General features: G+C 50.8%; 10 protein-coding genes. 5 read left to right on the forward strand and 5 right to left on the reverse strand.

Annotated features, from left to right (window positions below; genetic code table 11):
- The first annotated feature begins 49 nt into the window (after window positions 1-49).
- From P150_RS0103750 to P150_RS0103770, 5 genes are all read left to right on the forward strand, one after another.
- Window positions 50-670, forward strand: coding sequence for a polysaccharide deacetylase family protein (locus P150_RS0103750; RefSeq protein WP_028896540.1), 621 nt, complete (start codon window positions 50-52; stop codon window positions 668-670).
- A gap of 42 nt (window positions 671-712) precedes the next feature.
- Window positions 713-1,840 carry a tRNA epoxyqueuosine(34) reductase QueG gene (queG, locus tag P150_RS0103755; protein ID WP_081819273.1) on the forward strand — a complete coding sequence of 376 codons (1,128 nt, stop codon included), beginning with the start codon at window positions 713-715 and terminating at the stop codon, window positions 1,838-1,840.
- Window positions 1,841-2,439: 599 nt separating this feature from the next.
- Window positions 2,440-2,904, forward strand: a complete 465-nt coding sequence (locus tag P150_RS0103760) for an AraC family transcriptional regulator (protein ID WP_028896542.1) — start codon at window positions 2,440-2,442, stop codon at window positions 2,902-2,904.
- A gap of 106 nt (window positions 2,905-3,010) precedes the next feature.
- Window positions 3,011-4,987 carry a dihydrofolate reductase gene (locus tag P150_RS0103765; RefSeq protein WP_028896543.1) on the forward strand — a complete coding sequence of 659 codons (1,977 nt, stop codon included), beginning with the start codon at window positions 3,011-3,013 and terminating at the stop codon, window positions 4,985-4,987.
- Complete coding sequence (locus P150_RS0103770; RefSeq protein ID WP_028896544.1) at window positions 4,984-5,598, forward strand: DNA alkylation repair protein; 615 nt, start codon at window positions 4,984-4,986, stop codon at window positions 5,596-5,598. The genes P150_RS0103765 and P150_RS0103770 overlap by 4 nt, the downstream gene beginning before the upstream one ends.
- Before the next feature lie 145 nt (window positions 5,599-5,743).
- On the opposite strand, the gene P150_RS0103775 is transcribed toward P150_RS0103770, so the two are convergent.
- The 5 genes from P150_RS0103775 to P150_RS0103800 all read right to left on the reverse strand — a co-directional run bounded on the left by P150_RS0103775 (window position 5,744) and on the right by P150_RS0103800 (window position 13,600).
- Complete coding sequence (locus tag P150_RS0103775; RefSeq protein WP_028896545.1) at window positions 5,744-6,304, reverse strand: hypothetical protein; 561 nt, start codon at window positions 6,302-6,304, stop codon at window positions 5,744-5,746.
- Between the two features lie 125 nt (window positions 6,305-6,429).
- Window positions 6,430-6,696, reverse strand: a complete 267-nt coding sequence (locus P150_RS17785; protein WP_197018038.1) for a hypothetical protein — start codon at window positions 6,694-6,696, stop codon at window positions 6,430-6,432.
- 621 nt (window positions 6,697-7,317) lie between these two features.
- Window positions 7,318-10,542: a carbamoyl-phosphate synthase (glutamine-hydrolyzing) large subunit gene (gene carB, locus P150_RS0103790; protein WP_028896547.1), complete on the reverse strand. Its 3,225-nt coding sequence runs from the start codon at window positions 10,540-10,542 to the stop codon at window positions 7,318-7,320.
- Window positions 10,542-11,618, reverse strand: coding sequence for a glutamine-hydrolyzing carbamoyl-phosphate synthase small subunit (gene carA, locus P150_RS0103795; protein WP_028896548.1), 1,077 nt, complete (start codon window positions 11,616-11,618; stop codon window positions 10,542-10,544). The genes carB and carA overlap by 1 nt, the downstream gene beginning before the upstream one ends.
- 92 nt (window positions 11,619-11,710) lie before the next feature.
- Window positions 11,711-13,600: an amidophosphoribosyltransferase gene (locus P150_RS0103800; RefSeq protein ID WP_028896549.1), complete on the reverse strand. Its 1,890-nt coding sequence runs from the start codon at window positions 13,598-13,600 to the stop codon at window positions 11,711-11,713.
- Window positions 13,601-13,621 lie beyond the last annotated feature (21 nt).

Genomic DNA, 13,621 nt, shown 5'->3' on the forward strand with positions numbered 1-13,621 from the left:
CTCAGAAACAGCCTGATTTTCATATAATCCCACTCAAAAACGGCAATTTATGCTCATAGAACAACCGGCAAGATGGGTGCGGTGGCTCTATCCCCACGCACTGTGGCGAATGGATCCGGACGACCGTTCCGTGTATCTCACCTTCGACGATGGTCCCATTCCCGAGGCTACGCCCTTCATCCTCGACACCTTGGACCAGTTCGGGGCAAAGGCCACCTTCTTTATGGTGGGCGACAACGTGCGCAAGCATCCCGAAATCTATGAGGAGGTGCTGCGCCGAGGGCATCTCGTGGGCAATCACACCTACCACCATCTCGGCTCGTTCAGACATTGGACGCTTACCTATGCCGTGGACGTAACCGAAGCAGATGGCCTGATTCATTCCCGGTTCTTCCGCCCACCCCACGGTTGGCTGCGCCATACGGTCTACTGGTGGGTGAAGCAGAAATACAGAGTAGTGATGTGGGACCTCGTAACACGCGATTACTCCAAATGGCTCACAGGCGAAGACGTGCTGAACAACGTGAAGAAATATGCCCGAAACGGCTCCATCATCACTTTCCACGACTCGCTCAAGAGCATAGAAAAGCTGCGCTACGCTCTGCCCGAAGCTCTGAAATGGCTCAAGGAACAGGGCTATGAGTTCAAGGTGTTCAAGGAAGGCGATTAATTTTTAGATTTCCCCTGAAGAAGATAGGAACTGAAACAACTAATGAATAAGGAGAACAGACAAGATACATTCATCGGCAACGTCGATTCCTCAACCCACAACGTCGGCGAGGAACCTCATTCCCGCATTTGGCGAAGCTCTGAAAGGTCTTCAGGCTCGGAACAACCCAGCCTCGCATCTCCTCATTCCTTATCACACATCAAAGCCGAGGCACTCCGTCTCGGCTTTTTCGCCTGTGGCGCAGCCAAAGCCGAAGCCGTAGACAAAGCCACGGCAGACTTGGTTCACGGCTGGATAGACACCGGAAGTCAGGCAGATATGGCTTATATGGCCAACCACACCGACAAGCGTCTCGACCCACGCCTGCTCGTTCCCGGCACTGAAACCATCCTCTCACTGGCTATGAACTACGCACCCTCGCAGCCAATGCCCGAAAATGAATACCAGTTTGCCGCATACGCCTACGGTCAGGACTATCACGAAGTGATGAAAGAACGGATGCGCGAACTCGTCGCCACTCTCTTTCCACAGCATTCCCTGCCCCACCCTCCTTCGTCTTCGCACGCTCAAAAACAATCTTCCGATTCTCGAAGCACAGATTCCGATGCGCAGATCCGCATTTTCTGCGACACAGCCCCCGTTCTCGAACGTTATTGGGCGTGGAAAGCCGGACTGGGCTGGATAGGAAAGAGTCATCAGCTCATCATTCCCCGCGCCGGCACGATGTTTTTCCTCGGCGAGATTTTCCTCCCTTTCGCACTCGACGACTACGATTCGCCGATGGAGAGCCGTTGCGGCAACTGCCACCGTTGCATAGAAGCCTGTCCCACGTGTGCCATCAAGGACACTCCGGGTTTCGATGCAGAGAAATGCCTCTCCTATCAGCTCATCGAAAACCGTGGCGAACTATCCGAACAGGCGAAGAGAACAATGGGAAACACCATCTACGGCTGCGACCGTTGTCAGACTGCCTGCCCTTGGAATCGTTTTGCCACACCCAACACCGAACCGGCATTCCAGCCCAAGCCCGAACTCCTTCAGATGAAAAAGGAGGATTGGCACAACCTTACCGTAGAAGAGTACCGCCAACTTTTCAAGGGTTCAGCCGTGAAGCGCGCAAAATTTGAAGGGCTGAAGCGGAATATAGACGCCAGAAAGGAAAACGGATAAAAGGATTTCCTGAAAATCAAATTGAGATCTCTGCAAAAATCCTCTTGCAGAAAACCTTGAAATATATAACCTGTTGATAATCAAGATTGATATTTTTGAGCACACGGAGTTTTGCAAAGGTCTCAAATTAGCTTGTTCGCTTTGTACGATTTATTCTCCAATTCAAAAAATCTGCGCCATCTGCAAGAACTTTTTTTCTCGCAGATAGCGCAGATCTCGCAAATCAGGAATCTCTCACAGATGGCACAGACGCACAGATTTCATTTTAATAATGTGTGCCCACAGAGAAGGCAATATCTGTGTGTCTGTAAAAATCTGTGAGCAAAAACAGAACACTTTTTGCGAATGGTACGACTCTCGGAAATATAAATCTGCGAGAGCCGAATACTCAAAGACAGAAAGAATCGCAGAACTAAATCTGCGGTATTCAAGCCATTTGCGGGAGCCTGCCATCTGTGGGAGCCATCAACCGTAACCGGTGTTTTGGCTTCGGGAATCCATCTTTATTCAAAAAAATGCTTACAAAACTTGATAATGTAAAATAAAAAGTTTACATTTGCAATATGTAGCATTTTTATCGTTTAAATCTTACTATCCTTATGACTAAGTATAACATTACCCCGAAAAAGGAAAAGGCGGCTGTTTACAGAAATCTCGTCAGTCCTGAATTGATGGATGAACTCAAAGAGAAAATCCTCAACATTGTACTTATTCAGCAGAAATATAAGGACAAGAACTATTCTGCCAAGAAACTGGCGGAAGACCTTGGCACGAATACGAGATACATTTCGGCTGTGGTGAACGTTCGTTTCCATACGAACTATACTTCCTTCGTAAACAAATTCAGAATCGAGGAGGCGATGGCTCTGCTCACGGACAAACGCTATCAGGAACTGAATATGGAGGATATCAGCGATATGGTGGGCTTCGCCAACAGGCAGTCGTTCTACGCGTCGTTCTATAAAGTGAACGGAATGACGCCGAGAGAGTATAAACTGGCTCACTACAAGGAGCTGCCTGCCGACCAGAAAGAGGAAAAGAAGGCCGGAAGGAAGGGCAAGTAGCCAAGTGCCCAAGACGGATTGCTGAGAGAGGAAAGACGAGCATAGGCAGCAATGCGATGTAGGTTTTTATGTTGAACACCTACCTATACATTATTTATATAAGAATATGAGAGAAGAAACATTCAGGTTTTCGGACGAACGCTTCGGAGACCTGCAAATGCTTCGGTATCATTTAGATGGTTTCGAAGCATTGTCGTTGCGACAGAAACAATACATATACTACCTTTCAGAGGCCACGCTCTACGGAAGAGACATCACATTCGACCAGTTCGGAAAGTACAATCTTCGAATCCGTCGTGCGCTCGAGGCCGTGTACGTGTCGGAAACCGACCGCGAGAGCGAGAATTTCAAGGCTTTGGAACTCTATCTGAAGAGGGTATGGTTCTCTAACGGCATCTACCACCACTACGGTTCGGAGAAGTTTGTCCCCGGATTCTCGCAGTCTTACTTCCGCGATGCACTCCTGAACGTGGACAGCGGGCTGCTGGGAATGGATGAAAATGAATCCGTTTCAACCTTCATCAATTCCATCTTTCCCGTAATCTTCGATCCGGAGGTGTTGCCGAAGAAGGTAAACAAGGCTGACGGAGTGGACATCATCGAGACCTCGGCGTGCAATTACTACGAGGGCGTGTCGCAAGAAGAAGTGGAGCAGTTCTATCAGAAGGCGAAGAATGCTGCCGACACGGTGCACCCCATATCCCACGGACTCAATTCCACACTCGTGAAAGACGGTGGAGAGCTGAAGGAAGTGGTATGGAGACTCGGTGGGAAATATGGCAGGGCGATAGAGAAAATCGTATATTGGTTGGAGAAGGCCACTCAATATTGCGAGAACGGCGAGCAGAAGCGCATCATCGGTCTGCTGACGGAATACTACAAGACCGGCGACCTGTCCGTTTTCGATGAATATTCCATTGCTTGGGTGGGCGAACACGAAGGCCGTATCGACTTCATCAACGGCTTCATCGAGGTCTACGGCGACCCTCTCGGACTGAAAGCGTCGTGGGAAGGCATCGTACACTTCAAGGATATGGAGGCAACGAAGCGCACGCAGACCATATCGCAGAATGCACAGTGGTTTGAAGACCATTCGCCGGTGGCACAGCAGTTCAAGAAAGAGAAGGTAAAGGGCGTAACGGCGAACGTTGTCTGTGCGGCAATGCTCGGCGGCGACGAATACCCCTCTACGGCTATCGGCATCAATCTGCCCAATGCCGACTGGATTAGAGCCGAATACGGCTCGAAGAGCGTTACGATTTCCAATCTCACCCACGCTTACAATATGGCGGCGAAGGGCAACGGATTCCTGTCGGAATTTGTCATTGACGCCGCCACGCTGGCAATGATAGAGCAGTACGGCGACCAGACCGACAACCTGCACACCGACCTTCACGAATGTCTCGGGCACGGAAGCGGCAAACTTCTGCCGGGAACGGACTCCGATGCTCTGAAGAACTACGGTAATACGGTTGAGGAAGCGCGCGCCGATCTCTTCGGTCTGTACTATATGGCCGACGAAAAGCTCTTGGAACTCGGGCTTTTAGAGTCCAACGAAGCCTACAAAGCTCAATACTACACCTATATGATGAACGGGCTGATGACGCAGTTGGTGCGCATCAATCCCGGAAAACAGATTGAGGAATCGCACATGCAGAACCGTGCATTGATTGCCCGATGGGCTGTGGAACTGGGCACGGAAAGCAACGTGATAGAAGTCGTCAGGCGGAAGACGGCTGACGGCAAGGCGGAAAAGTCGTTTGTGCTCATCAACGATTATGCAGCATTGCGCAACATCTTTGCCATTCAACTGGCTGAAATCCAACGAATAAAAAGTGAGGGCGACTACGAGGCGGCACGCAGTCTTGTAGAAAAGTATGCAATAAAGATTGACGAAAGTCTGCACAATGAGATACTCGACCGCTATGCGCACCTGAATATCGCCCCTTACAAGGGATTCCTGAACCCGGTGCTGAAACCAGTATATAATGAAGAAAACGAAATCGCAGACATCGAAGTGGACTATACCGAAGGGTATGCCGAACAGATGCTGCGCTATTCAAAAGAATACGGTACGCTATGACAGAAGAAACGCACGAGAAACTGAAGAAAATAAAGCAGTCGTTCCGTTTGTTTATGGACGGAATCACTTCCACTTCTATGCGCAAGAAGGGTGTGGACTACAAGATAAACTGGGGGATTCCCCTGCCGCGGCTGAAGGAAATGGCCTCGGAATACGGCAAGGACTATTCCCTCGCAATCGAACTGTGGAAGGAGAACATCCGTGAATGCAAGGTGCTCGCCACGCTGATTATGCCTGCCGAAGAGATGGAAGCCGACCTTGTGGACATCTGGATGGAGCAGGTGAGTAATCAGGAAATTGCCGAAGTGCTGGCTTTCAACCTGCTCCGCCACGTGGACTTTGCCCCGATACTGGCCTATCAGTTCATAGCCTCCGACAACACGATGAAACAGGTGTGCGGCTATCAGCTCTTGGCCTGTCTCTTCTCCGACGGAAAAGCCCCGAACGAGCGCGGCATCAACGAGTTTGTGGATCAGGCGAAGACGAGTTTCCAGAGCGATGAGATTGCCGTGAAGCACGCCGTTTACAGTTGCATAATGAAGTTCTGCGACCTCGGCGACGAATACGAGCAGATAGCCACGAAAGCCTTTGCGGAATTTGATATACTCTGATGGGGGGAGTCTCTCGCAGATTGCGCAGATTTCGCCGATTCTATTCTCGTTGATTTGCGAGATTTGCGTAATCTGCGAGAGAATAGCTCACGCCGATTCTATTTCTTTTCCCTGTAAACTCGTCCCCTTGTTCCTCATCCTCTGCTCACTTTATCAGCGTTCCGATGGCATCGAAGTCGTAGACGAGGGAGCCACTCGTGAAGGTGGAGGTTTCGATTTTGAAGGATTTCTGTGTCTGGAGATTGGAAATCAGCGAGCGGGAGGAGGAGATGTAGGCAGAATCTAGCTGTTTGGTTATGCCGGGGAAATACTGGTAGGAAGCCAGTTCCTTGTTTTGGGCATAGACTCTCACGATGTTGGTGGTGTCGAAACTGTTGCCGGCGAACCGTTCGCCGTTGCCCAACACCAGACAGGCTTTTGCCTTGGAAGTGCCGAGCCCGAAAATTTTGATGGTCATACGGTTGTTCTTGCTCAACTGCGATTTTCCGTTCGGCGCACTCACGATGGTGGCCTCCGTGCTGTCGGAATTGTAGCTCCAGACGGACACCACGTCGTCGCTTTCCGTCTCGCCGCTGTCGAGGTTGATGGCGAGCATCGTGTCTACCTGTGATGTGTCGTAGTGTGAGTCTCCCCGGTTTGAATTGGAGGTGCACGAAATAAGCACGCCGAGGAAGAGAGCCATAAATATATAAGGTAATGATTTCATTTTGCAGTTGTTTATGGGAAAGACCCGTGAGAATAGTCTCGCGGGTCTTTTCAGTATTTTTTATTCAGATAACCTATCTTGTCAAGGCTATAAATAAACAGACAGAAGGTGCCGCGTTATGTTTGTCAGTTGCAGGCATCTGCCTGTTTGTTGCTTCTGCGCATTTTGATAATTCCCTGAATATATTGCGTAGGAGATTCTATTTCCAGTATGGAATCGCTTACGCCATAGATTTTGGGGCGGCAGGAAGGGAGAAATTCATTTTTCATCAGGTCAAGCCACAAAGTTGGAAAAGATTCTGCCGAATTGTATACCAGCGACCAGTTTCCCGATATCTTTGTATTTACCACCGTATCTGGCTGACTGAAATTATTTGATTTGAATAAGATCATAAATTTTCCATTTATCTTCTGATTTTCCTCAAAATGATACCAATGCCTGATTATGAATTTTCCTTTTGTCTGTTCAGTTTCCCATACACCCTTGATTTTCTCATTATACATTTCCCTCAAACGGAAAGTTTCCTGAGAATTTTCATCTTTTTCTTTTTCTATGAGTCTTGGTTCTTTACTGCACGAGGCAAAAAGCAAGAGAGCAAATAACATATAAAGTGAATGTTTCATAATTATCTTCTGACTTTGATAGATTCTTCTTGCTGTTGGCAGCAAAGATAGTATATTATTTCAATATTTCCAATTTTTTGCTGTTTTTTGCTGAAATCTGTTTTGATTTCTCAAATGTATTTAATTGGAGGGATTATTTGCGGATTTGCAACTGACCGAAGAATGGAAAACAATCTTCGCACGTTTGCAATGTATTCCTGCGAAGAATGGGCTGCATTCTTCGCAAGATTGAAAGATAGAAGATTGTCGGCTGACTTTCAGCCACTTACAGATGTATAGCATCGGGAGCGCAGCACAGCCCTGAAGAGCAGTCCAAGGAGAGCCGGCAGGGCGTATGCTGTTTCCGTTTTGCGTGTTTATGGATTCTTTTCAGCCGATGGGCTTTGCCGGTTAGTATTCGCCCCAAGCCTTGATGTCGATGTCTTCGAGCTTCACGTTGCAGAAAGCTGTGATGAAGGCACTGGCCAGACGGCTGTTGGTAATCAGCGGAACATTGAGGTCGATGGTCGCACGGCGAATCTTGTAGCCGTTGGTCAGCTCGCGCGGACTGAGGTCTTTCGGAATGTTCACCACCATATCAATCTTCTTTTCGTGAAGAAGGTCGAGTGCCTGCGGCTGCTTGCCCTCGTCGGACGGCCAGTACACCAGCGTGTTCTCAATGCCGTTGTCTGTGAGAAACCTTGAAGTGCCGCCCGTTGCAAAGATGTCGTAGCCGTGCGCCTTGAGCGTTTTGGCAGCATCGAGCATCTCGGCTTTCTGCTTTGCTCCGCCGGTTGAAAGGAGAATGTTCTTCTTCGGGATGCGGTGTCCCACGGAAAGCATACTCTTGAGCAGGGCTGTTGAGGAGTCATCGCCGAGGCAGCCCACCTCGCCTGTGGAACTCATATCCACGCCGAGCACCGGATCGGCCTTCTGCAATCGGTTGAAGGAGAACTGGCTCGCCTTGATGCCTACATAGTCGAGGTCGAAGAGGTTCTTATTCGGCTTCTCAACAGGGATTCCGAGCATTACCTTTGTGGCGAGGTCGATGAGGTTGAGCTTCAGCACCTTGCTCACGAAGGGGAACGAACGGCTCGCACGGAGGTTGCACTCTATGACGAGGATGTCGTTGTCGCGCGCCATAAACTGGATGTTGAACGGCCCGTTGATGTGGAGTTCCTTTGCTATCTGACGGCTGATGCGCTTCACGCGGCGAACCGTCTCCACGTAGAGTTTCTGCGGAGGGAACTGTATGGTGGCGTCGCCCGAGTGTACTCCGGCAAACTCTATGTGCTCTGAAATGGCATAGGCGAGTATTTCGCCGTCGCGCGCCACGGCGTCCATCTCTATTTCCTTGGCATTCTCGATGAACTTGCTCACTACAACCGGATGGTCCACGCTGACGTTGGCTGCCAGTTGGAGGAAGCGTGTAAGCTCGTCCTTGTTTGAACATACGTTCATTGCAGCACCGGAGAGTACATAGGACGGGCGGACGAGGACGGGGAATCCCACACGTCCTACAAATTCCTCAATGTCGTCCATACTCGTCAGAGCCTGCCATTCGGGCTGATTGATGTTGTTTTCGGTGAGCATCGACGAGAATTTGGCGCGGTCTTCGGCATTGTCGATGTCCTTTGCCTGCGTGCCGAGGATGGGCACGTTCTCAGCATCGAGGTGCATTGCGAGGTTGTTCGGAATCTGCCCGCCGGTGGAAACAACCACGCCGTGAGGACACTCGAGGTCGATGATGTCCATAACGCGCTCGAAGGTGAGTTCGTCGAAGTAGAGACGGTCGCACATATCGTAGTCGGTGGACACGGTTTCGGGGTTGTAGTTGATCATAATGGAACGGTAGCCCTGCTTGCGAATCGTGTTCAGAGCCTGAACGCCGCACCAGTCGAACTCTACGGAACTGCCGATACGGTAGGCTCCCGAGCCGAGAACGATGACGCTGTTGCGGTCGTTTGCGAAACTCACGTCCGACTTTACGCCCGCATAGGTTACGTAGAGATAGTTGGTCTGTGCGGGATATTCGGCAGCGAGCGTGTCAATCTGCTTCACAACAGGGAGAATGCCGTAGTTCTTGCGCAGCTTGCGCACCACGAGCATCGCCTTGTGCATATTGCTCTTCTCGCCCTCAAGCCCTACGGCGCGCGCAATCTGGAAGTCGGTGAATCCGTAGACCTTTGCCGAACGGAGCAGTTCCCTGTCGAGCGTGTTGATGTTTTTCTGCTTCAGTTCCTCGTCGATGTCGATGATGTGCTTCAGCTTGTTGAGGAACCACTTGTCTATTTTCGTCAGTTCGTGAATCTGGTCCACGGTGTAGCCCCTGTGCATCGCCTTTGAAATGACGAAGATGCGCTTGTCGGTGGGTTCTCTGAGGGCAGCGTCGATGTCGGCAATCTCGAGTTCCTTGTTCTCAACGTAGCCGTGCATTCCCTGCCCGATCATACGGAGTCCCTTCTGAATGGCTTCCTCGAAGTTGCGTCCGATGGCCATTACCTCGCCGACGGACTTCATACTTGAGCCCAATTCCTTGTCTACACCTCGGAACTTGCTCAAGTCCCAGCGTGGAATCTTGCAGACAACGTAGTCCAGAGCCGGCTCGAAGAAAGCCGATGTGGTCTTGGTTACGGAGTTGTTCAGCTCGAAGAGGCCGTAGCCCATACCCAGTTTGGCGGCAACGAAAGCCAGAGGATAGCCCGTGGCCTTGCTTGCGAGGGCTGAGGAACGGGAAAGGCGTGCGTTTACTTCGATTACGCGGTAGTCCTCGCTCTGAGGGTCGAAGGCATACTGCACGTTGCATTCGCCCACGATGCCGATGTGGCGCACGATACGGATGGCCAGATCGCGGAGCTTGTGGTACTCGCTGTTGGAGAGAGTCTGCGACGGCGCAATGACGATAGACTCGCCGGTGTGGATGCCGAGAGGGTCGAAGTTTTCCATATTGCAGACGGTGATGCAGTTGTCATAACGGTCGCGCACCACCTCGTACTCTATTTCCTTCCAGCCCTTCAGGCTCTTTTCCACAAGCACCTGCGGAGAGAACGAGAATGCTTTCTCGCAGAGCTTGTTGAGTTCGTCCTCGTTGTCGGCAAAACCGCTGCCGAGGCCTCCCAGAGCGTATGCGGCACGGATGATTACGGGATAGCCGAGCGACTGTGCTGCCTCGCGTGCGCTCTGAACATCCTCGCAAGCCTCGCTCTTGATGGTCTTCACGTTGATTTCGTCGAGCTGCTCAACGAAGAGTTCACGGTCCTCGGTGTTCATAATCGCCTTTACGGGCGTGCCGAGCACCTTTACGCCGTACTTGTCGAGAATACCGAGACGGTCTAATTCCACGCCGCAGTTGAGCGCAGTCTGTCCGCCGAAGGACAGGAGAATGCCGTCCGGCTTCTCCTTCTTTATCACTTCCTCCACGAAGTAGGGCTGAACGGGGAGATAGTAAATCTGGTCTGCCACGCCTTCCGAGGTCTGAACCGTTGCGATGTTCGGATTGATGAGGACAGTAGAAACACCCTCTTCGCGCAAGGCTTTCAATGCTTGAGAGCCGGAATAGTCGAACTCGCCGGCTTCGCCGATTTTTAACGCGCCTGAACCTAAGAGCAGGACTTTCTTTATAGTTTCGTCTTTCATTATTTCAGTGTTTCTACAAATTTGTCAAACATAAATTCTGTATCTACCGGACCGGAGCTTGCCTCGGGATGGAACTGCGAGCTGAACCAAGGGTTGGTTTTATGACGGATGCCCTCGTTGCTGCCGTCGTTCATATTCACGAAGAGTTCTTCCCAGTCCTTGCCAAGCGTCTTTGCATCTACGGCGTATCCGTGGTTCTGTGAGGTAACGAAGCACTTGTTAGTACCCACCATTCGCACGGGCTGGTTGTGGCCCCGGTGTCCGTATTTCAGCTTGTAGATGCTCGCACCGGCAGCTTTCGAGAGCAGCTGGTTGCCCATACAGATGCCGCAGATAGGCTTTGTGCTGATGCTCATCTGCTTACGGATGATTTCCACTGCGTCGCTGCACATATCGGGGTCGCCGGGACCGTTTGCAAGGAAAAGTCCGTCGTATTCCATCGAAGTGTAGTCGTAGTTCCAAGGCACTCGGATCACTTCCACCTTTCGGTCTACAAGCTCACGGATGATGTTCGCCTTCACGCCGCAGTCCACGAGGACGACCTTCTTGCCCACACCTTCATTGTATCGGATGATGTCTTTCGTTGAAACACGGTCTACGAAGTTCACGCCCTCGTAGTCGGCTTCGGGCACGTTCTCCGGCTCGTCGTCGAAGAGAATCTTGCCCATCATCACGCCGTGCTCGCGCAGCACCTTTGTCAGCTCGCGTGTGTCGATGCCTGTAATGCCCGTAACTTTCTCGCGCTTGAGCCACGCCGAGAGGCTTTCCACGGCGTTCCAATGAGAATATTCCTCACTATAGTCTGACACGATGAGCGCAGAGGCATAGATTTTATCACTCTCCATAAAGGATGGGATGCGGTTCTCGCCGATGGTAAATGGCGGAACGCCGTAATTACCGACTAAGGGGAAAGTCATTGTGAGCAACTGCCCGGCATAAGAGGGGTCTGTAAGGCTCTCGGGGTAGCCCATCATCGCCGTGTTGAAAACAACTTCGCCGGCAACCGGAGCGTCGTGGCCAAACGATTTTCCGTGAAATTCCGTTCCGTCGTTTAAGACTAAAGTTACGTTTCTCATTATCAATATTTGTTGTTTGGGTTTAATCTTCAGCAAAATAATAGGTAGGTTCTTCAAATCCGTGTGATTTTTAGAACCTACCTATACTCATTTTATTTCTTATAGACACTGTTGTAATAGTTGATGAAAGCCTGATTCACAAGCCGCATACCTCCTTGTGTGGGGAAATTGCCGGTGAAATACCAGTCGCCCTTATGGTCGGGGATGGCATTGTGGAGGCCTTCGATGCTCTGATATACAAGCTCAACGGGCGTTGTCATTCCTTCCGGGCGCAGCATTTCGACGATTTTGCAGTTTATCTCGTCCACCGTGAACGGGGAATAGACCTTGCAGACGGCGTTTTTCAGTGGTTCGCCTGCCGGCTTTGCCAATTCCCGCTTGCAGTCGTTGTAGACTTCGCTCAGGAAACTTTCCATATTCCGGTCCTTTATCAGCTCGATGGTGGCACGGAAAACGCAGAACTCTTCGAGGCTCGGCATATCAATGCCGTAGTAATCGGGGTATCTGATTTGGGGAGCACTCGACACAATCACGATTTTCTTCGGATGCAGACGGTCGAGGATGCGCAGGATGCTTTCCTTGAGCGTGGTGCCGCGAACGATGGAGTCGTCGATGATGACAAGACTGTCCTCATAGGGGACTATGCTCTCGTAGCTTACGTCGTAGACGTGCGAAGCGAGGTCGTTGCGCGAATTACTCTCGGTAATGAATGTTCGCAGTTTGATGTCCTTCCACGCAATCTTCTCCGAACGGACGGACTGATTGACGATGGAGAGCAGCTCCTCGTCGGAAGGCTGATGCCCCAATTCCTTTATCTGTTCCACCTTGCGCTTGTTGAGCCAGGACTTGAATCCGCCCACGAGTCCGTAGAAAGCAACTTCCGCCGTGTTGGGAATGAACGACAGAACGGTGTGGTTGGTGTCGTAATCGACCGACTTCAGGACACGTTCCGTGAGCTGTTCTCCGAGTTTCTTTCTCTCCTTATATATATCACGGTCGGAGCCGCGCGAGAAGTAGATGCGCTCAAAGGAGCAGGCTGCATCGCCCCTTGGCTCGAGAATCTGCTGAAGGGAGCACTCGCCGGCCTTGTTTACGATGATCGCCTGACCGGGTTTGAGTTCTGTTACGTCTTCGCATTCAAGGTCGAAGGTGGTCTGGAGCACGGGACGCTCGCTTGCCAAGGCTACGTACTCGTCGTTCTTGTAATAGAATGCCGGACGGATTGCCCACGGGTCGCGCATTGCGAACCATTCGCCCGAGCCTGTGATGCCGCAGATTACATAGCCTCCGTCGAAGTCCTGCATCGTGGTCTGGAGCACGTTCTTTATCTCCAGATGGTCCTCTATGTAGTTCGTTATGTCATACTTTTCCAGTCCCTGTGCCTTTGCGTCCACGAAGTTGCGCTCCACTTCACGGTCCAGCCGGTGCCCCATCAGCTCCAGAAGCAGATAGGTGTCGCTGTATTTGCGCGGGCATTGTCCCTGTTCTATGAGCTTGTCGAATATCACGTTGATGTTCGTCATATTGAAGTTGCCGCACATCGAGAGGTTCTTGGCCTTCCAGTTGTTTCTTCTCAGGAACGGATGCACATAAGAGAGGCCACTCTTGCCGGTAGTGGAGTACCGGAGGTGGCCCATATAAAGCTCTCCCGCAAAGGGAATATGCTCTTCAGCAAAGTGTACGTCGGCAATCTGTTCTGCCGAATAGCCCTTGTAGGATTTATGAATATTCGCAAAGATTTCAGTAACGGCATTCTTGCCCTCTGCTCTTTCGCGGAACATATACTCTCGTCCGGGTTCCGACAACAGTTTCACGGCAGCTATTCCCGCACCTTCCTGTCCGCGGTTGTGCTGCTTTTCCATCATCAGATACATCTTGTTGAGAGCGTACATCCAAGTGCCGTACTTCTCTTGAAAATGACTGAGAGGCTTCAGCAATCTGATCATTGCAACGCCACAATCTTCGTGAATGTTCTTTTCCATTTATTTAAGGTATGTTTTTTG

This window comes from Prevotella sp. HUN102 (genome assembly GCF_000688375.1).
GTDB lineage: Bacteria > Bacteroidota > Bacteroidia > Bacteroidales > Bacteroidaceae > Prevotella.

Excerpts from the sequence above, each read along its gene's own strand:
- carB (WP_028896547.1), bottom strand. The coding sequence starts at position 10,542 with ATGAAAGACGAAACTATAAAGAAAGTCCTGCTCTTAGGTTCAGGCGCG.
- P150_RS0103760 (WP_028896542.1), top strand. The coding sequence starts at position 2,440 with ATGACTAAGTATAACATTACCCCGAAAAAGGAAAAGGCGGCTGTTTAC.
- P150_RS0103770 (WP_028896544.1), top strand. The coding sequence starts at position 4,984 with ATGACAGAAGAAACGCACGAGAAACTGAAGAAAATAAAGCAGTCGTTC.
- carA (WP_028896548.1), bottom strand. The coding sequence starts at position 11,618 with ATGAGAAACGTAACTTTAGTCTTAAACGACGGAACGGAATTTCACGGA.
- P150_RS0103775 (WP_028896545.1), bottom strand. The coding sequence starts at position 6,304 with ATGAAATCATTACCTTATATATTTATGGCTCTCTTCCTCGGCGTGCTT.
- queG (WP_081819273.1), top strand. The coding sequence starts at position 713 with ATGAATAAGGAGAACAGACAAGATACATTCATCGGCAACGTCGATTCC.
- P150_RS0103800 (WP_028896549.1), bottom strand. The coding sequence starts at position 13,600 with ATGGAAAAGAACATTCACGAAGATTGTGGCGTTGCAATGATCAGATTG.
- P150_RS0103750 (WP_028896540.1), top strand. The coding sequence starts at position 50 with ATGCTCATAGAACAACCGGCAAGATGGGTGCGGTGGCTCTATCCCCAC.
- P150_RS17785 (WP_197018038.1), bottom strand. The coding sequence starts at position 6,696 with ATGATCTTATTCAAATCAAATAATTTCAGTCAGCCAGATACGGTGGTA.
- P150_RS0103765 (WP_028896543.1), top strand. The coding sequence starts at position 3,011 with ATGAGAGAAGAAACATTCAGGTTTTCGGACGAACGCTTCGGAGACCTG.